Raw genomic sequence first — 16,206 nt, forward strand, 5'->3', positions numbered from 1 at the left:
GCATGAAGCTGCGCCTGTTGCTCGTCGTTCTGCTGATTGCCAACGCCGGCTATTTCCTGTGGGCGCGCGGCGAGCTCGCCGGCTTCGGCCTGGCGCCCGCCGCGCTCGGCGAACGCGAGCCGCAGCGCGTGGCGCGGCAGATCCATCCTGAATGGCTGCAGATCCGCAAGGAAGCTAGAACCGGCGCGCCGACGCCCTGATCCAGCGGGTCAGGAGGGCGTCTCGCTCTCGAAGCGCACCGTGAACAGCGCGCCCGGCGGCTGCTTGCCGGGATGCGCATCCTCCAGCTTCACCTGCGCGCGGTGCTGGTTCGCGATCTCCAGCACGATCGGCAGCCCCAGCCCCGAGCCGTCGGCCTCGTTGCCGAGCACGCGGTAAAAGGGCTCGAACACCAGCTCGCGGTCGCTCTCGGCGATGCCGGGGCCGTTGTCTTCCACCTGCAGCAGCAGCACGTGGCCGAAGGGGTCGGCCAGCACGCGCACGGTGATCAGTCCCGGGCGCTGCGGCGTCGAGGGCGTGTAGTTGATCGCGTTGTCGACGAGGTTGCGCACCAGCTCCTTCAGCAGCGTCGCGTTGCCGTCGAACACCACGCCCGGCGCCCCGGCCTCGGCGCCGTCGTAGCCCAGGTCGATGCGCTTCTCGATCGCGCGCGGCACGGCCTCGCGCACCACCTCGATGGTGAGCCGCGCCAGGTCGCAGGGCTGGTGGTGCGCGTTGGCGCTGTTGCCCTCGGCGCGAGCCAGCGACAGCAGCTGGTTCACGGTGTGCGTGGCGCGCTTGCTCGCACGGCCGATCTGCTTGAGCGACTGCTTCAGTTCGTCGGCATTGGCGCCTTCGCGCTGCGCCAAGTCGGCCTGCATGCGCAGGCCCGCCAGCGGCGTTTTCAGCTGATGCGCCGCGTCGGCCAGGAATCGCTTCTGCGTGCCGATCGAATCGTTGAGCTTGTCCAGCAGCTCGTTGACCGAGGACACCAGCGGCACCACTTCCTGCGGCACCGACGATTCGTCGAGCGGGCTCAGGTCGCCCGGGCGCCGCTCGCGGATGCGCGCCTCCACCACCGACAGCGGCTTGATGCCGCGCACCAGCGCCAGCCAGATCAGCAACACCGCCAGCGGCAGAATCGCGAACTGCGGCAGCAGCACGCCCTTGATGATCTCGGCCGCGAGCACCGACTGCTTCTCGCGCGTCTCGGCCAGCTGCAGCAGCGAGGGCGGCACGTCCTCGGCGCCGCTGGCGATCCACAGGGAGGCCACGCGCACCGGCTTGCCGTGCACGTCGCTGTTGTGCAGGAACACCTGGCCGGGCGGCAGCGGCTCGTCGAGCCCGGGCAGTGGGATGTCGCGCTCGCCGCTCAGCAGCGTGTCGTGCCCGTCGAACAGCTGGTAGTACACGTGGCCGGTGTCGTCGGCCCGCAGGATCTCGCGCGCCGACTGCGACAGCACGAACTGCGTGTGCCCGTCCTTCACCGTCACCAGCTCGGCCAGGGCCTTCACGTTGTGCTCGAGCGCGCGGTCGAAGGGCGCGTTGGCAATGCCCTGCGCCACCAGCCACGTGACGCCGATGCTCACGGGCACCAGCAGCAGAAGCGGCGTGAGCATCCAGTCGAGGATCTCGCCGAACAGGGAGCGCTGCGCGCGCTGGAAAAGCTTCACTGGGCTTGCCCCAAGGCTTCGCGCTTGGCAAGGAGCATCAGGGCTGGATCTTCTCGAGGCAGTAGCCCAGCCCGCGCACCGTCGCGATGCGCACGGGACCCTTCTCGATCTTCTTGCGCAGGCGGTGGATGTAGACCTCGATGGCGTTGAGGCTCACCTCCTCGCCCCATTCGCACAGGCGGTCGACCAGCTGGTCCTTGCTCACCAGCCGGCCGGCGCGCTGCAGCAGCACTTCGAGCAGGCCGAGTTCGCGTGCCGACAGCTCGATCATCTTGCCGTCGATGGTCGCCACGCGGCCGGCCTGGTCGTAGACCAGCGGGCCGTGGCGGATCGTGTTGCTGGTGGTGCCCATGCCGCGCCGGGTGAGGGCGCGTACGCGCGCCTCGAGTTCCTGCAGGCTGAAGGGCTTGGCCATGTAGTCGTCGGCGCCGTGGTCCAGGCCCTTGACGCGTTCCTCCACGCTGTCGGCCGCCGTGAGCACCAGCACCGGCAGCTGCGAGCCGCGCGCGCGCAGGCGCTTGAGGATCTCGATGCCGTGCAGGTTGGGCAGCCCGAGATCAAGGATCAGCAGGTCGAATTCGTCGTGCGTCATGAGGGCGGTGTCGGCCTGCGAGCCGTTCGCCACGTGGTCGACCGCCGCGCCCGAGGTGCGCAGGCTGCGCAGCAGGGCATCGGCCAGCACCTGGTCGTCTTCGGCAATCAGAATCCGCATATGCGCCACCTCCGGCTGTGTCGGCGCCCCTGGGCGCGCGTTGGTCTCCGCCTTGGAGTCTAGCCCGCCGTATAGGCTTCGAGTCCGATGGTTACCACGGTGGCAATGTCGTTTCCCACGCTGCCGCGGAACTCGCCTTCGGCCTGCGTCACCGCACTGCGGAAAGCGTCGAGCCAGGCCAGCCCGTCGGCCGTGAACAGCACGCGCCGCGCCCGCGCGTCGAGCGGGTCGGGACCGCGCGTCACCAGCCCCCAGGCCTCGCACTGGTCGACCAGCGCACCCATGGCCTGCTTGGTCATGCCGGCGCGCTCTGCCAGTTCGGTCAGGCGCGAGCCTTCGCGCGCCAGGTGGCGCGTGATGTGGATGTGCGCCGCACTCACCTGCGCGCGCGCCGCGAGGTTCGACAGGGCCAGCGGCACGCCGACGTCATGCGCCATCAGCTCCAGCACGCGCTCGTCGAAGCGGCGCATCGCGTGGCCCAGCAGGCGGCCCAGGTGGGTCTGGCGCCAGGCGTCGGGATCGGTCGGGAACGCGGCTTCGGACATGGCGCCAAATGGTAAAGCAAACTGACCAAAAAATGGGTTTACTCGAGTCAATGAACCCCTACACTACTGTTCAAGCATCCAGCCTGTAATTAAAAGCAGATGGATTGAAACCCAACACAAACCGTTGATATTCAAGGAGTTTCCACATGGACGCAGTCGTCAAGGGCGCAAGCATCTCGGTCGCCAACAGTGAAAAGGCCAAGGCCCTCCAGGCCGCACTGGCCCAGATCGAAAAGCAGTTCGGCAAGGGCACGATCATGCGGCTCGGCGAAGGCGAGGCGCTCGAAGACATCCAGGTGGTCTCCACCGGTTCGCTGGGCCTGGACATCGCGCTGGGCGTCGGCGGCCTGCCGCGCGGCCGCGTCATCGAGATCTACGGCCCTGAATCCTCGGGCAAGACCACGCTCACGCTGCAGGTCATCGCCGCCATGCAGAAGCAGGCCGGCACCTGCGCCTTCGTCGATGCCGAGCACGCGCTCGACGTGCAATACGCCCAGAAGCTCGGCGTGAATCTGTCCGACCTGCTCATCAGCCAGCCCGACACCGGCGAGCAGGCGCTCGAAATCGTCGACTCCCTGGTGCGCTCGGGCGCTGTTGACCTGATCGTGGTCGACTCCGTCGCCGCGCTCACGCCCAAGGCCGAAATCGAAGGCGAGATGGGCGACTCGCTGCCCGGCCTGCAGGCCCGCCTGATGAGCCAGGCGCTGCGCAAGCTCACCGCCACCATCAAGAAGACCAACTGCATGGTCATCTTCATCAACCAGATCCGCATGAAGATCGGCGTGATGTTCGGTTCGCCCGAAACCACCACCGGCGGCAATGCGCTGAAGTTCTACGCCTCGGTGCGCCTGGACATCCGCCGCATCGGCACCATCAAGAAGGGCGACGAGGCCATCGGCAACGAAACCAAGGTGAAGGTGGTGAAGAACAAGGTGTCGCCGCCGTTCAAGACGGCCGAGTTCGACATCCTGTTCGGCGAGGGCATCAGCCGCGAGGGCGAGATCATCGACATGGGCGTCACGGCCAAGATCGTCGACAAGTCGGGCGCCTGGTACGCCTACAACGGCGAGAAGATCGGCCAGGGCCGAGACAACGCCCGCGAGTTCCTGCGCGAGAATCCCGAGCTGTCGCGCGAGATCGAGAACAAGGTGCGCGAATCGCTGGGCATCCCGCTGCTGGCCGCCGATGCCGGCGCCACGCCCGAGAAGCCGCAGAAGGCCGCGAAGGCGGACAAGGCCGACAAGGGCGAGTAAGTACAGGCGCGGCTCCCCGGGGGCCGCGCGAGCGACCCCCGCATGGCATTCAACGCCCCGTCCCTCAAAGGCCGCGCACTGCGCCTGCTGAGCCAGCGCGAACATTCGCGCGCGGAACTGGAGCGCAAGCTGGCCAGGCATGAAGAAGAGCCCGGCACGCTGGCGAAGGCGCTCGACGAACTGGCCGCAAAGGACTTCATCAGCGAGCCGCGCGTGGTGGCCTCGGTGCTCAACCAGCGCGCCGCCCGCTCGGGTGCGCTGCGCGTCAAGCAGGAACTGCAGGCCAAGGGCATCGCGCCCGAGGCCATTGCCGAGGCGGTGGCCGGGTTGCAAGACACCGAAGTCGAGCGCGCCACCGCCCTGTGGCGGCGCCGCTTCGACGCCCCGCCCGCCGATGCGAAGGAGCGGGCGAAGCAGATGCGGTTCCTGATGGCGCGGGGCTTTTCAGGTGCCGTCGTGTCGAAGGTGCTCAGGAGCGATTTCGATGAGACCGGCGAATGACGCTGCGCAATCGTCCCGAGGCAGGCTGGATCAGTTCGCTTCGGGCACTTCGTCGAGCGAGGGCGTCTCGCTCTTGTGCGCGGCGATGTCGCGCACATTCTTCTGCACCGCGACCGCACCGAACAGGCTCAGCAGGAATGCCATGGCATAGAAGCCCTTCTCGCTGGCAGCCAGCGTGGCATTGAACAGGCCGACGGCGAGCAGGGCGACCGACAGCAGCAGCGAGATCCAGCACAGGCCGTAGTAGATGCCGGTCACGGTCGTGCCTTCGAGGCGGTCGCGCACGGTCTTCTGCAGCGACACGGCGGAGAACAGGCCGTACATCAGGATGGTGAAGTAGTAGCCCTTCTCGTTGAGCTGCATGGAGGCGTTCCACAGCCCGATCAGGTAGACGATGGCGCCGATGAGCAGCGCGGCCCAGGAAGCGGCGACGAATGCCGCGGTCGGCTTCTGGAATTTGATGGCCATGGAATCCTCCTCGTGTAGATGGGTGCGCGATTATGGTGTGGAGCGCCAATGGCATGATCCACCGCGCGCCGGCAGCTCGCACTGCAGCCCACAAGAAGGACCGGCCGTCACTTTTGGAGGAGCTTTTCCGTGTCACCTGAGCCCATCGGCCAGCCGTCTCTCGTTCGCACCGGCGCCAAGGCCGGCCTTTCCTTCGCCGGCTCCGTGATCAAGGGCAGTCTCCTCGGCCTGATTCTGGGCGGCGGCGTTTTCTTCTTCTATCTGGGCCAACTGCACGGGCCGGGCAACACGGCGGCGCGTGCCGGTGGGGCTGGCGCCATCCTTGCGCTCGTCACCTCGCCGCCGCTGCTGGTGGCCGTTTTGCTGCTGCTGTTCGTGGCCGTCTACGCGATGCTCGGCGTGCAGCAGGGCCGCGCGCGTGCAATGCAGCACCTGGTCGCGGCGCGTGGCGAGGCGGTGTCGCAGCGGCTCGGCGGCGCGATTGCCGGGCGCATCGAGGCGATGCCGCGTGCCCACGGCACCCTGCAGCGCGCAGCCGAATGGCTGTCGGTCGATGCCTTGAGCAAGCAGCTCGCGCCGGTGCTGGGCGAGGGCAGGGCGGTGCGCTCGGTGGTGAGCTTCGTGCTCGACCGGCTGCCGCTGAGCGAGATGCTCGCCGAGTGGCAGCAAAGCCGCGCCGAGCATGGCGAGCCGCCGGTGGGCGAGGGCGCTGCACAGGACCCGGCCCTGCGTGCCTTGCTCACGCGCCGCATCCGCGAGACGCTGCAGGACATGGCGACACCCTCGCGCAAGCCGCTCTACATCGCGCTGGGCGCGCACGCGGCGCTGCTGGGCGTCGGACTCTGGCTGGTGAGCTGACGAGGAAGCGCGGCGCTCAGAGCGCCAGCATCAGCTTCAGGTTCTGCACCGCGGCGCCGCTGGCGCCCTTGCCGAGGTTGTCGAGGCGGGCGATCACCACGGCATGGCGGTGGTCTTCGTTCGGGAACACGCGGATCTCGAGCTCGTTGGTGTCGTTGAGCGCCAACGCATCGAGCTTGCCGTCCTCGGTGGGCGGCAGCACCTTCACGAATTTTTCGGGCGTGTTGCTGCGCGCGTAGTGCGCGGCCAGCGCGTCCTGCAGGTCGCCGGCCTTCGGCTTGCCCGGGAGCAGGTCGAGGTGCAGCGGCAGTTGCACCAGCATGCCCTGCTTGAAGTTGCCCACCGACGGGATGAAGACCGGCCGGCGGGTGAGGCCGGTGTAGGTCATGATTTCGGGGATGTGCTTGTGCTTCAGGCCCAGCGCGTAGGTCTCGAACAGCGGGGCTTCGCCCTTTTCATGGGCCTCGATCATGGTCCGGCCGCCGCCCGAGTAGCCGCTCACCGATGGCAGCGAGATCGGGAAATCGGCGGGCAGCAGGCCCGCGTCGACCAGCGGACGCACCATGGCGATGGCGCCGGTGGCGTAGCAGCCCGGGTTGCCGACGCGCTCGGCCTTGGCCACGGCCTGCCAGTGGCCTTCCACCAGTTCGGGGAAGCCGAACACCCAACCCGGGGCGATGCGGTGCGCCGTGGAGGCGTCGATGATCTTGGGCTTCCTGCCGGGCAGCTGATCGATCAGTGCGACCGATTCGCGCGCCGCGTCGTCGTGCAGGCACAGCACCACCAGGTCGACGCCGGCCATCAGGTCGCGCTTGGCATTGGCGTCTTTTCGCAGCTCGGGCGCGATGCTCACGAGTTCGATCTGCGGCATCGCCTGGAGCCGTTCGCGAATCTGCAGGCCGGTGGTACCGGCTTCGCCGTCGATGAAAACCTTGGCCATGATGGAGTGTGCTCGGGTGGCTAGAAGAAAGTACGTATTGACCGCAAACCCGCGTACGGTATTGGTGCGGCGCACCATGATACAGTCCGCGGTTGTTCGCCGCCCCCAGCCGTCAGGCTGCCGTCGCCCGCGAGCAACAGAGCCAACGAAGCCTCAGACCCCAGATCTCCTGTTCTCAACCTCCTCCTTCCGAGAGACATCCCTCATGAAGATTCACGAGTACCAAGGCAAGGAAATCCTTGCCAAGTTCGGCGTGCCGGTGCCGCGCGGCATCCCGGCCTATACGGTTCAGGAGGCTGTCGAAGCCGCCCAGAAACTTGGAGGCCCGGTCTGGGTCGTCAAGGCCCAGATCCACGCGGGTGGCCGCGGCAAGGGCGGCGGCGTCAAAGTCGCCAAGTCCATCGAAGACGTCAAGAAGCTCGCCGGCGAAATCCTCGGCATGCAGCTCAAGACGCACCAGACCGGCCCCGAAGGCCAGAAGGTCCGCCGCCTCTACATCGAAGACGGCGCCGACATCAACAAGGAATACTACGTCTCGGCCGTGACCGACCGCGCCACCCAGAAGGTGGCCTTCATCGCTTCGAGCGAAGGCGGCATGGACATCGAGGAAGTGGCCCACTCCTCGCCCGAGAAGATCATCACCGTGTTCGCAGACCCCGAAAAGGGCCTGACCGACGAACAGGCCAAGCAGATCGCCGACGGCATCGGCATGCCCGCCGATTCGACCGCCCAGACGGTCGACATCCTCAAGAAGCTCTACACCTGCTACATGGAGACGGACGCCTCGCTGGTCGAGATCAACCCGCTCAACCGTGACAGCAAGGGCAAGGTCATGGCGCTGGACGCCAAGTTCAACTTCGACAGCAACGCGCTGTTCCGCCACCCCGAAATCGTGGCCCTGCGCGACCTCGACGAAGAAGACGCGGCCGAAGTGGAAGCCTCGAAGTTCGACCTCGCCTACATCAGCCTCGACGGCAACATCGGCTGCCTGGTGAACGGTGCCGGCCTGGCCATGGCCACCATGGACACCATCAAGCTGTTCGGCGGCGAGCCGGCCAACTTCCTGGACGTGGGCGGCGGCGCCACCCCCGAGAAGGTCACCGAAGCCTTCAAGATCATGCTGAAGAACAAGAACGTGGAAGCCATCCTCGTGAACATCTTCGGCGGCATCATGAAGTGCGACACCATCGCCACCGGCGTGATCGCGGCCTGCAAGGCCGTGAACCTGCAAGTGCCGCTGGTCGTGCGCATGAAGGGCACCAACGAAGTCGAAGGCAAGAAGCTGCTGGCCGATTCGGGCCTGCCGATCATCAGCGCCGACACCATGGCGGAAGCGGCCCAGAAGGTCGTGGCAGCAGTCAAGAAGGCCTAAGGAACAAGTCATGTCGATCTACATCAACAAAGACACCAAAGTCATCACGCAAGGCATCACCGGCAAGACCGGCCAGTTCCACACCGAAAAGTGCCAGGAATACGCGAACGGCAAGAACGCCTTCGTGGCGGGCGTGAACCCGAAGAAGGCCGGCGAGTCGATCTTCAACATCCCGATCTTCGGTTCGGTGAAGGAAGCTGCTTCGCAGACCGGCGCCACCGTGTCGGTGATCTACGTGCCGCCGGCAGGCGCCGCGGCCGCCATCTGGGAAGCCGTCGAGGCCGACCTGGACCTGGCGATCTGCATCACCGAGGGCATTCCCGTTCGCGACATGCTCGAAGTGCGCAACAAGATGAAGGCCAAGGAAGCGGCCGGCGGCAAGAAGACGCTGCTGCTGGGCCCGAACTGCCCCGGCCTGATCACGCCCGACGAAATCAAGATCGGCATCATGCCCGGCCACATCCACCGCAAGGGCCGCATCGGCGTGGTCTCCCGTTCGGGCACGCTGACGTACGAAGCCGTGGCTCAACTGACCGAAATCGGCCTGGGCCAGTCGTCGGCAGTCGGCATCGGCGGCGACCCGATCAACGGCCTGAAGCACATCGACGTGATGAAGGCCTTCAACGACGATCCGGACACCGACGCGGTCATCATGATCGGCGAAATCGGCGGCCCCGACGAAGCTGACGCAGCCCGCTGGTGCAAGGAACACATGAAGAAGCCGGTCGTCGGCTTCATCGCCGGTGTCACCGCCCCTCCCGGCAAGCGCATGGGCCACGCCGGCGCGCTGATCTCGGGCGGTGCCGACACGGCCGATGCCAAGCTGGCCATCATGGAAGAATGCGGCTTCACCGTGACGCGCAACTTCTCGGAACTGGCCAAGCTGCTCAAGGCGCAGCTCTAAGAGACGGCCCCGCGACACCGGCCGCAGAGCCGGGTCATGAGAGGACCACGCAGAAACAGAAAAGCGCCCGCACTCGATTGCGGGCGCTTTTTTCAATAAAACACAGTGGGATCAGAGACATGGAAATTCTTCAAAGCACCGATTTCTGGCTGGGTCTGCTCAAGATCGTCTGGATCAACATCATCCTGTCGGGGGACAACGCGGTGGTGATCGCCATGGCGGCGCGGTCGTTGCCGCCCGCGCAGCAGAAAAAGGCCGTGCTCTTCGGCTCGGGCGCGGCCGTGGTGCTGCGTATCGTGCTCACGGTGGTGGCAGCCAAGCTGCTCGCCCTGCCTTACCTGCAGATCATCGGCGGCCTGCTGCTGTTGTGGATCGGCCTGCAGCTGCTGAGCGAGGAAGACGAGGGCGAGGGCGAGTCCAAGGAATACGGCAGCATGATGGCCGCGGTGCGCACCATCCTGCTGGCCGACCTGGTGATGAGCCTGGACAACGTGATTGCCGTCGCGGCCGCCGCGCAGGGCAGCATGGTGCTGCTGGTCCTCGGCCTGGCGATCAGCATTCCCTTGGTGATTTTCGGCAGCACGCTCATGATCAAGCTCATGGAACGCTTCCCGATCATCGTCATGCTGGGTGCTGCGCTGATCGGCTGGGTCGGCGGCGAAACCATCGTGCAAGACGCGATCCTGCGCGACACGCTGGCGGCCAATCCCTGGTTGCACTACGCGGCTGCTGCTGCCGGTGCGGTGTTCGTCGTGGCTGGCGGCCGCTTGCTGCAACGGCGCGCACGTGCCGCTGCTCATTGAGTTTTCAAGAAGTCAGTACTGACAAACCATGGCGAGTGTCGGCGTTTCCATGTTCTCCACTCGCCCCGCGCTGACCTGGGAATTCGCCTCCCTGACCGACGTCGGGCGAACGCGCGCCCATAACGAGGACGCCGTGCACGTGGACCCCGCCCTCGGGCTGGCCTTGCTGGCCGACGGCATGGGCGGCTACAAGGGCGGCGAAGTGGCCAGCGCGATGGCCGTCTCCCTGATGCACGCCAGCTTCGGCCGCTGGTTCACCCAGGCCGGGATGCAGGCGCCTGCCCGCGTGGTCCGGCGGGCGCTGCAGGCAGCCACGGACGAGGCCAACGGCTCGATCCTGCATGCCGGCACGACCAACCCCGAACTGCAGGGCATGGGAACGACCCTGGTGCTGGCGGCATTCCGGCCGCAGCGCGTGGTGGTCGGCCACATCGGCGACTCGCGGTGCTACCGCGTGCGCAACAACAAGCTGGAACTGCTCACGCGTGATCACTCGCTGCGCCAGCAGCAGCTCGACGCCGGCGCCATCACCGCCGAGGAAGCCCTGAATTCGCCCACGCGCAACCTGGTGACCCGCGCCGTGGGCGTGGAGGCCCAGGTCTTGCTGGAAATGCACGAACACAGCGCAAGACCGGGCGATCTCTATATGCTCTGCTCCGACGGGCTCAGCGAGATGGTTTCGGACGAGCAGCTTTTCACGCTTCTAGGACACGATGTCGGGCTTCAGAAAAAAGCATCACTTTTGGTTGAAATTGCCAACGAGAATGGCGGACGGGACAACATCTCTGTTGTCCTGGCCAGCGCGAGCGTTGCATAGGCGCCTCGCACGGCCAGGTGGCAGGCTCCGGCGGCATCACGCCGATGCGCTTGTCGTCTTTCAAGCTTTGGATACCGGGGGGCGGCAATGCCGAGGATGATCATTTCGGTCGATGGCGTTGTCATCGGGCAAGTGGCGCTTGCCAAGGAGCGCACGACACTGGGACGCCGTGCCTACAACGACATCGTGATCGACAATCTGGCGGTCAGCGGCGAACACGCCGTGCTGCACATGAGCGGTGGCGAAGTCGAAATTGAAGATCTCAACAGCACCAACGGCACCTACGTCAATGCGCTCGCCATCCAGAAGCAGGCGCTCAAGGACAACGATGTCGTCGAGGTCGGCGGCTGCCGCATCCATTTCCGCGCGCGCAGCAACCTGGCCGTCAGCGCCAGCTCGGTCCGCACCGCATCGGCCGAGTTCCTGTCGGGGAACATGCCCCTGTCGTCGGCACCCACGGAATCGGGCGCGCTGGTCGAACTCGGCGTTCCGGTGCTGCGCGTGCTCTCCGGCGCCAACGAGGGACAGGACGTCGCGCTGCAGAAGGTCGTCACCACCATCGGCAAGCCCGGTGTCGCGGTGGCGGTGGTCACGCGCCGGCGCATGGGCTACGTGGCCGCGGGTGTCGAAGGACGCGTCATGCTCAACGGCCAGCAACTGGGGGCCGAAGCGGTCGCGCTGCAGGAGCACGACGTGCTCGAGCTCGGCGGTGCCACACGCATGCAGTTCGTGCGCATCTGAGCCGCTTTTTCTTCCGGCCTGTTGCGGCAAAGCCCATACGAGTGCAGCGCCGTGAGAGGGCTTCGACGGCACTGGCCGCGCATCGCCATCACGTTGCTGCCGGTGCTGTTGGCGCTGGCGCATGCCACCGGCGCGTGGCAGCTGAGCGCACTCGAACGCCTTGATCGGCTGATCTACGACATCCGCCTGCGTGCCACCATGCCGGGCACGTTCGATGCGCGCGTCGTGATCGTCGACGTCGACGACGCCAGCCTGGCACGCCAGGGGCAGTGGCCCTGGGCGCGCGACAAGATCGCCCGTCTCACCACGGAACTGATGGCCCGCCAGCAGGCGGCCGTGCTCGGTTTCGACGTCATGTTCCTCGAACCGGACCGCAGCTCCGGCCTCGACAGGCTGCGGGAAATCGCCAGCGGGCCGCTGGGCGGCATGCCGGGCCTGGCCGCCGAGGTCGAGCGGCTTGCACCCTCGCTCGATCACGATGCCACGCTCGCCGCGGCGCTCGAAGGCCAGCGCGTGGCGCTGGGCTACTACTTCACGCGGACCGAGACGCCGAGCGCCAAGGGACAGCTGCCTCCTGCCCCCTCGTTGCCGGAGGGGGCGTTCCCCCCGCGCGGCATTTACGCCACCAACTGGAATGGCTTCGGAGCCAGCCTGCCGGCGCTGGCGCAGGCCGCGCCCATTGCGGGATTCCTGAATACGCTGGTTGGCGCCACCGGCGACGGCGTCATTCGCAGCGTGCCGCTCATCGCCCGCTACGAGGGCGACAAGGCGCAGCCGGGCTACTACGAATCGCTCGCGCTCGCGGTCTACCGCCTCGCAAACGGATTGCCGCCCGTGCAGCCCGCCTTTGCGCCCGGCGGCGCCAAGCCGCAGCTCGAATCGCTGCGAGTGGGCCCCCTGCGCATACCGGTCGACGCAACGGGCAGCATGCAGGTGCCGTTCCGCGGCCCCGGCGGTGCCGACGGCGGGTCGTTCCGCTATGTGTCCGCCGCCGACGTGCTCGAGGGCCGGCTCGGGCCGGGCGAACTGAAGGGCAAGATCGTGCTCGTGGGCGCCACCGCCCCAGGCCTGCAAGACCTGCGCGCCACGCCGGTCGAGGCCGCATTTCCGGGCGTGGAAGTGCATGCCAACATCGTCTCCGGCCTGCTCGACCATCGGCTGCTCAGCGTGCCCGACTACGTCTCGGGCTACGAGACGCTGATGGTCGCCGTGACGGGGCTCGTGCTGGCCTTCGGGCTGTCGCTGCTGCCGGCGCCGCGCGCCGTGTTGCTGGCCGCGGGGGCGATCGCCGTGCTGATCGGCCTCAACACCTGGCTGTACGCGAGCCACGGCCTCGTGCTGCCGCTGGCGTCGGCCCTGGCCATGACGGCGCTTGCCTTCGCGCTCAACATGAGCTGGGGCTACCTCGTCGAATCGCGCGCGCGGCGCGGCCTGGTACGGCTTTTCGGCACCTACGTGCCGCCCCAGCTCGTCAACGAAATGATGGCGCACCCCGACCGCTACAGCATGCGCGCCGAGAGCAAGCCCATGACCGTCATGTTCTGCGACATGCGCGACTTCACCCGCCTGTCGGAGCAGATGGCGCCGGCCGAGCTGCAGGCCTTTCTCAACACCGTCTTCAGCCGGCTCACCAACGTCATCAGCGCCCACCGCGGCACCGTCGACAAGTACATGGGCGACTGCGTCATGGCCTTCTGGGGCGCGCCCATCGACACGCCCGACCACGCCACCCTCGCCGTGCGCGCCGCGCTCGACATGGCCGATGCCGTGCACGACATCAACCGCATCCACCGCGCCGGCGGCCGCCCCGAGATCAGCGTGGGCATCGGCATCAACAGCGGCGTGATGAGCGTGGGCGACATGGGCTCCACCGCGCGCCGCAGCTATACCGTGGTCGGCGATGCGGTCAACCTCGCATCCCGCCTCGAGGGCCTGAGTGGGCACTACGGAATGGAAATCGTCGCCAGCGGCGCCACCCGCGAGCTGGCGCCCGGCTACATCTGGCAAGAGCTCGACAGCGTGCTCGTCAAAGGCAAGGCACAGGCCGTTGCCGTTTTTACGCCCCTGGCCGCGCGCACGCCCGAAGCGGCGAAAGAGACTCAGCAGTTGCTCGACCGCTGGAGCGAAGTGCTCGCGGCCTACCGCCGGCAGGACTGGGCGGTGGGCCGAAACTTGCTGGCTCCCCTGCTCGCCGCGGATGCAAAAAAAGTCCTTTACCAGCTCTACGCCCAGCGTTTAGCCTCAATGGCGTTGCGCCCGCAAGACCCTGATTGGGACGGTGCAACCCGGTTCGAAACCAAATGACGGCAGACACATACGAGGGGTCTCTCACAATGCAGGTTCGTGTGCTGGGTTGCTCGGGCGCCATCGCCAAAGACTGCCGCACCACCTCGTTCCTGGTCGACACGGACCTGCTCGTCGATGCGGGCACCGGTGTCGGCGACCTTACGCTCGATGAGATGGCCCGCATCGACGACGTCGTGCTCACGCACAGCCACCTCGACCACATCGCCGCCCTGCCGCTGATGCTCGACGCCGTCGGCAGCCGCCGCACCCGGCCCCTGCGCGTGCATGCGCTGCGCGCCACCATCGAGGCGCTGCGCACGCACGTGTTCAACAACGTCATCTGGCCGAATTTCGAGAGCATTCCCAGCGCCGAGGCGCCCTTCGTGAGCTTTCACGACATCGCGGTGGGGCAGATGCTGCACCTGGGGAGCCGCGAGCCCAAGCTCGTCGAGGTGCTGCCGGCGGTTCATACGGTGCCGGCCTGCGGCTTTGCCGTGCGGCGGGCCGAAGGCGGCGCCCACTGGGTCTTCAGCGGCGACACAGAGCGCAACGCGCCGTTCTGGGAGCGCGTGAACGCGATCGACGTGGCGATGCTGGTGATTGAAACGGCCTTCAGCAGCCGAGAACAGGCGCTGGCCGAGCGCAGCCTGCATCTGTCGCCTGCGGTGCTGGCCGATGAGCTGACGCACATCGAGCCGGGGAAGCAATACCCGATCTACATCACGCACACCAAGCCGGCAGAGACGGACGAGATCATGAGCCAGATCGAGGCGCTGGCGGTCGAGCAGGTGGCAGGGTTGGCGCAGCGGGATATTCGCTGGTTGAAGGCGGATGGGGTGCTGACTTTCTGACCACTAGGGGTGCGGGGCATGACAAATTTGTCATTCCGGTAGCATCTCGAAGCAAGTTGTGTCACATGGTGTAACGCTGAAGTGAGCGAAGGTGACGGGTTCGGTCAGTTGAGGGCCCTGCGAACGGGTGGCACAGATGCTGCGGAAGGTACCTCGCTCCGGGCAGGTTCCCGGGCGTAACAACCAACCAACCTGGAGTTAGTTAAATGAACCGTCGTACCCTCGCTCGCCGCGCACAGGCCGGCTTTACCCTTATCGAACTGATGATCGTTGTGGCGATCATTGGTATCTTGGCTGCTATTGCTCTGCCGCAATACCAAAACTACACGGCTCGCGCACAGACTACCGAAGCAATGAATCTGCTTGCCGGCCTGAAGACTCCGGTCATGGATCTCGCTGGTAGCAATGGTTTGACTACGGCGTGCAGCACTGCCGACGCCGTGGCTGGGGATCCTGCAGCTAATCCGCCCGTGGCTCCCATTCCTGCCGGCGCTCTCAATACGTCCAACAATTTCACGCTGGCCGGCAAGTATGTTGCTTCCATCGTAGCTACCGCGAACGGCAATACCTCTTGCGCTCTGATGGCGACCTTCAAGACCACAGGCGTGAACGACAAGCTGTCGGGCAAGACCATTACCTTCACGTATACCGCTTCGAACGCTGATTGGGCTTGCACCTCCAATTTGGATGCATCGGTGCGTCCTAAGACTTGCTCGTGAACATAATGATCTGACTCCGATCATCATGGCTATGATCAAGCCGCCTTAGGGCGGCTTTTTTTGTCTATAAATTGCCGGAAAATAAGGGTCAGGTTCAAATTAAGCTGAGAATTCGGCATCCCCTCGCATTTGAGCCTGTGCGCGGCTTGACCCCCGATCAGCGGCGTCGCGATCTATCGATGCAAGGTACCGATGCAAGGCAAAGTCAACTCTGGTTTGACCTTCGCGTCGTACGTGCGTCGGCCACCCCTTGCGACAGATCGCCAGCCGGGCTTCGACTCCGAAATCATGCGGATATTGCCTTGCCATTTCCATGCGTGGGAACGTAGCTTCTTAACTTACCGCGTCGAGGCGAAGGCGCAGTTTATTGACGGCTTTATTGTTGAAGGCATTCATTGCGCTTCGCCTTCGCTGAGCGCAACTCGCAACGGTTGAATCGTGGTGTCGGCCGCTTCGATGCTTCGCTGAAGCTCCTCGTTGACCAGTCGCACCAACGCGCTGAATTCGGTGCGCGTCGGGCAGACCTCTTCCGTGTCGTTCACGCGCTGTGGAGCAATGAGTTTTTCGAGACACGCGTAGGCTCGCCGCACTGCGTGCAGGTTGTCGATGTCATCGCATGCCTGCAGCGCAAGAGATTCGGCGCGTGCGATTTCAGCGGCCTCAGGGTGAAGGCGCGTGTGCAGACGCGCCTGCGGACGTAGCCATGAACGGCCTCCAAGTGATTGCAGTTCTCAAAAACTGCCGTCCCGAGACCAATCGGGGCGGCAGCTCGACGGGTTGGTCT

Annotated in this window: 19 protein-coding genes; 14 read left to right on the forward strand and 5 right to left on the reverse strand. The window is 65.9% G+C overall.

The genetic code is table 11. The annotated features are described in order from the left end of the window. The first annotated feature begins 2 nt into the window (after positions 1-2). Complete coding sequence (locus ACCD11_RS13190) at positions 3-200, forward strand: sporulation protein (RefSeq protein WP_413314204.1); 198 nt, start codon at positions 3-5, stop codon at positions 198-200. Positions 201-209: 9 nt separating this feature from the next. Here the strand turns inward: ACCD11_RS13190 and ACCD11_RS13195 are convergent, their stop codons facing one another. Genes ACCD11_RS13195 through ACCD11_RS13205 form a run of 3 tightly spaced genes read right to left on the reverse strand, consistent with a single transcriptional unit; the run spans position 210 to position 2,909 of the window. Beyond that, positions 210-1,652, reverse strand: coding sequence for a sensor histidine kinase N-terminal domain-containing protein (locus tag ACCD11_RS13195; RefSeq protein WP_413314206.1), 1,443 nt, complete (start codon positions 1,650-1,652; stop codon positions 210-212). Between the two features lie 37 nt (positions 1,653-1,689). After that, positions 1,690-2,364, reverse strand: a complete 675-nt coding sequence (locus ACCD11_RS13200; RefSeq protein WP_007828698.1) for a response regulator transcription factor — start codon at positions 2,362-2,364, stop codon at positions 1,690-1,692. A gap of 59 nt (positions 2,365-2,423) precedes the next feature. Continuing rightward, positions 2,424-2,909: a MarR family winged helix-turn-helix transcriptional regulator gene (locus ACCD11_RS13205; RefSeq protein WP_007828700.1), complete on the reverse strand. Its 486-nt coding sequence runs from the start codon at positions 2,907-2,909 to the stop codon at positions 2,424-2,426. Between the two features lie 146 nt (positions 2,910-3,055). On the opposite strand from ACCD11_RS13205, the gene recA reads away from it, so the two are divergent. Both recA and recX read left to right on the forward strand, forming a co-directional pair. Then, on the forward strand, positions 3,056-4,162 hold the full coding sequence (gene recA / locus ACCD11_RS13210; RefSeq protein WP_007828702.1) for a recombinase RecA: 1,107 nt from the start codon (positions 3,056-3,058) through the stop codon (positions 4,160-4,162). Between the two features lie 42 nt (positions 4,163-4,204). Next, on the forward strand, positions 4,205-4,663 hold the full coding sequence (gene recX / locus ACCD11_RS13215) for a recombination regulator RecX (protein ID WP_056593201.1): 459 nt from the start codon (positions 4,205-4,207) through the stop codon (positions 4,661-4,663). 30 nt (positions 4,664-4,693) lie between these two features. Here recX and yiaA read toward each other — a convergent pair whose 3' ends face one another. Continuing rightward, complete coding sequence (yiaA, locus tag ACCD11_RS13220) at positions 4,694-5,131, reverse strand: inner membrane protein YiaA (protein WP_007828706.1); 438 nt, start codon at positions 5,129-5,131, stop codon at positions 4,694-4,696. A gap of 129 nt (positions 5,132-5,260) precedes the next feature. Here yiaA and ACCD11_RS13225 point away from each other — a divergent pair, with 129 nt between their 5' ends. Next, positions 5,261-5,989 (forward strand): hypothetical protein, encoded by a 729-nt coding sequence (locus tag ACCD11_RS13225; protein ID WP_413314210.1) that lies wholly within the window; start codon positions 5,261-5,263, stop codon positions 5,987-5,989. Positions 5,990-6,005: 16 nt separating this feature from the next. Here the strand turns inward: ACCD11_RS13225 and argC are convergent, their stop codons facing one another. Further along, entirely contained in the window at positions 6,006-6,929 is a 924-nt protein-coding gene (gene argC, locus ACCD11_RS13230) for an N-acetyl-gamma-glutamyl-phosphate reductase (RefSeq protein WP_413314212.1), read from the reverse strand. 205 nt (positions 6,930-7,134) lie between these two features. On the opposite strand from argC, the gene sucC reads away from it, so the two are divergent. The 10 genes from sucC to ACCD11_RS13280 all read left to right on the forward strand — a co-directional run bounded on the left by sucC (position 7,135) and on the right by ACCD11_RS13280 (position 16,123). Beyond that, positions 7,135-8,301 carry an ADP-forming succinate--CoA ligase subunit beta gene (sucC, locus tag ACCD11_RS13235; protein ID WP_007828709.1) on the forward strand — a complete coding sequence of 389 codons (1,167 nt, stop codon included), beginning with the start codon at positions 7,135-7,137 and terminating at the stop codon, positions 8,299-8,301. A gap of 10 nt (positions 8,302-8,311) precedes the next feature. Next, a complete protein-coding gene (gene sucD / locus ACCD11_RS13240; RefSeq protein ID WP_007828710.1) occupies positions 8,312-9,205 on the forward strand; it encodes a succinate--CoA ligase subunit alpha in 894 nt (297 codons plus the stop codon). A gap of 119 nt (positions 9,206-9,324) precedes the next feature. Further along, positions 9,325-10,008 (forward strand): TerC family protein, encoded by a 684-nt coding sequence (locus ACCD11_RS13245; RefSeq protein ID WP_007828712.1) that lies wholly within the window; start codon positions 9,325-9,327, stop codon positions 10,006-10,008. Positions 10,009-10,036: 28 nt separating this feature from the next. Then, on the forward strand, positions 10,037-10,825 hold the full coding sequence (locus tag ACCD11_RS13250) for a Stp1/IreP family PP2C-type Ser/Thr phosphatase (protein ID WP_413314215.1): 789 nt from the start codon (positions 10,037-10,039) through the stop codon (positions 10,823-10,825). Between the two features lie 87 nt (positions 10,826-10,912). After that, on the forward strand, positions 10,913-11,566 hold the full coding sequence (locus ACCD11_RS13255; protein WP_413314217.1) for an FHA domain-containing protein: 654 nt from the start codon (positions 10,913-10,915) through the stop codon (positions 11,564-11,566). Between the two features lie 51 nt (positions 11,567-11,617). Continuing rightward, a complete protein-coding gene (locus ACCD11_RS13260; RefSeq protein ID WP_413314218.1) occupies positions 11,618-13,870 on the forward strand; it encodes a CHASE2 domain-containing protein in 2,253 nt (750 codons plus the stop codon). Positions 13,871-13,899: 29 nt separating this feature from the next. Further along, positions 13,900-14,703: a 3',5'-cyclic-nucleotide phosphodiesterase gene (locus tag ACCD11_RS13265; protein ID WP_413314242.1), complete on the forward strand. Its 804-nt coding sequence runs from the start codon at positions 13,900-13,902 to the stop codon at positions 14,701-14,703. 206 nt (positions 14,704-14,909) lie between these two features. Next, positions 14,910-15,422: a pilin gene (locus ACCD11_RS13270; protein WP_413314219.1), complete on the forward strand. Its 513-nt coding sequence runs from the start codon at positions 14,910-14,912 to the stop codon at positions 15,420-15,422. 192 nt (positions 15,423-15,614) lie between these two features. Continuing rightward, entirely contained in the window at positions 15,615-15,857 is a 243-nt protein-coding gene (locus tag ACCD11_RS13275) for a hypothetical protein (RefSeq protein ID WP_413314220.1), read from the forward strand. Continuing rightward, positions 15,818-16,123, forward strand: a complete 306-nt coding sequence (locus ACCD11_RS13280; protein WP_413314221.1) for a hypothetical protein — start codon at positions 15,818-15,820, stop codon at positions 16,121-16,123. The genes ACCD11_RS13275 and ACCD11_RS13280 overlap by 40 nt, the downstream gene beginning before the upstream one ends. The last annotated feature ends 83 nt before the right edge of the window (positions 16,124-16,206 follow it).

The organism is Variovorax sp. Varisp36, from assembly GCF_047304235.1.
In the GTDB taxonomy this organism is placed as follows: Bacteria; Pseudomonadota; Gammaproteobacteria; order Burkholderiales; family Burkholderiaceae_C; genus Variovorax.

Bases quoted from the DNA above. Each gene is read 5' to 3' on its own strand.
- ACCD11_RS13190 (WP_413314204.1), top strand. From the start codon at position 3: ATGAAGCTGCGCCTGTTGCTCGTCGTTCTGCTGATTGCCAACGCCGGC.
- ACCD11_RS13200 (WP_007828698.1), bottom strand. From the start codon at position 2,364: ATGCGGATTCTGATTGCCGAAGACGACCAGGTGCTGGCCGATGCCCTG.
- ACCD11_RS13205 (WP_007828700.1), bottom strand. From the start codon at position 2,909: ATGTCCGAAGCCGCGTTCCCGACCGATCCCGACGCCTGGCGCCAGACC.
- recA (WP_007828702.1), top strand. From the start codon at position 3,056: ATGGACGCAGTCGTCAAGGGCGCAAGCATCTCGGTCGCCAACAGTGAA.
- recX (WP_056593201.1), top strand. From the start codon at position 4,205: ATGGCATTCAACGCCCCGTCCCTCAAAGGCCGCGCACTGCGCCTGCTG.
- yiaA (WP_007828706.1), bottom strand. From the start codon at position 5,131: ATGGCCATCAAATTCCAGAAGCCGACCGCGGCATTCGTCGCCGCTTCC.
- argC (WP_413314212.1), bottom strand. From the start codon at position 6,929: ATGGCCAAGGTTTTCATCGACGGCGAAGCCGGTACCACCGGCCTGCAG.
- sucC (WP_007828709.1), top strand. From the start codon at position 7,135: ATGAAGATTCACGAGTACCAAGGCAAGGAAATCCTTGCCAAGTTCGGC.
- sucD (WP_007828710.1), top strand. From the start codon at position 8,312: ATGTCGATCTACATCAACAAAGACACCAAAGTCATCACGCAAGGCATC.
- ACCD11_RS13245 (WP_007828712.1), top strand. From the start codon at position 9,325: ATGGAAATTCTTCAAAGCACCGATTTCTGGCTGGGTCTGCTCAAGATC.
- ACCD11_RS13250 (WP_413314215.1), top strand. From the start codon at position 10,037: ATGGCGAGTGTCGGCGTTTCCATGTTCTCCACTCGCCCCGCGCTGACC.
- ACCD11_RS13255 (WP_413314217.1), top strand. From the start codon at position 10,913: ATGCCGAGGATGATCATTTCGGTCGATGGCGTTGTCATCGGGCAAGTG.
- ACCD11_RS13265 (WP_413314242.1), top strand. From the start codon at position 13,900: ATGCAGGTTCGTGTGCTGGGTTGCTCGGGCGCCATCGCCAAAGACTGC.
- ACCD11_RS13270 (WP_413314219.1), top strand. From the start codon at position 14,910: ATGAACCGTCGTACCCTCGCTCGCCGCGCACAGGCCGGCTTTACCCTT.
- ACCD11_RS13275 (WP_413314220.1), top strand. From the start codon at position 15,615: ATGCAAGGCAAAGTCAACTCTGGTTTGACCTTCGCGTCGTACGTGCGT.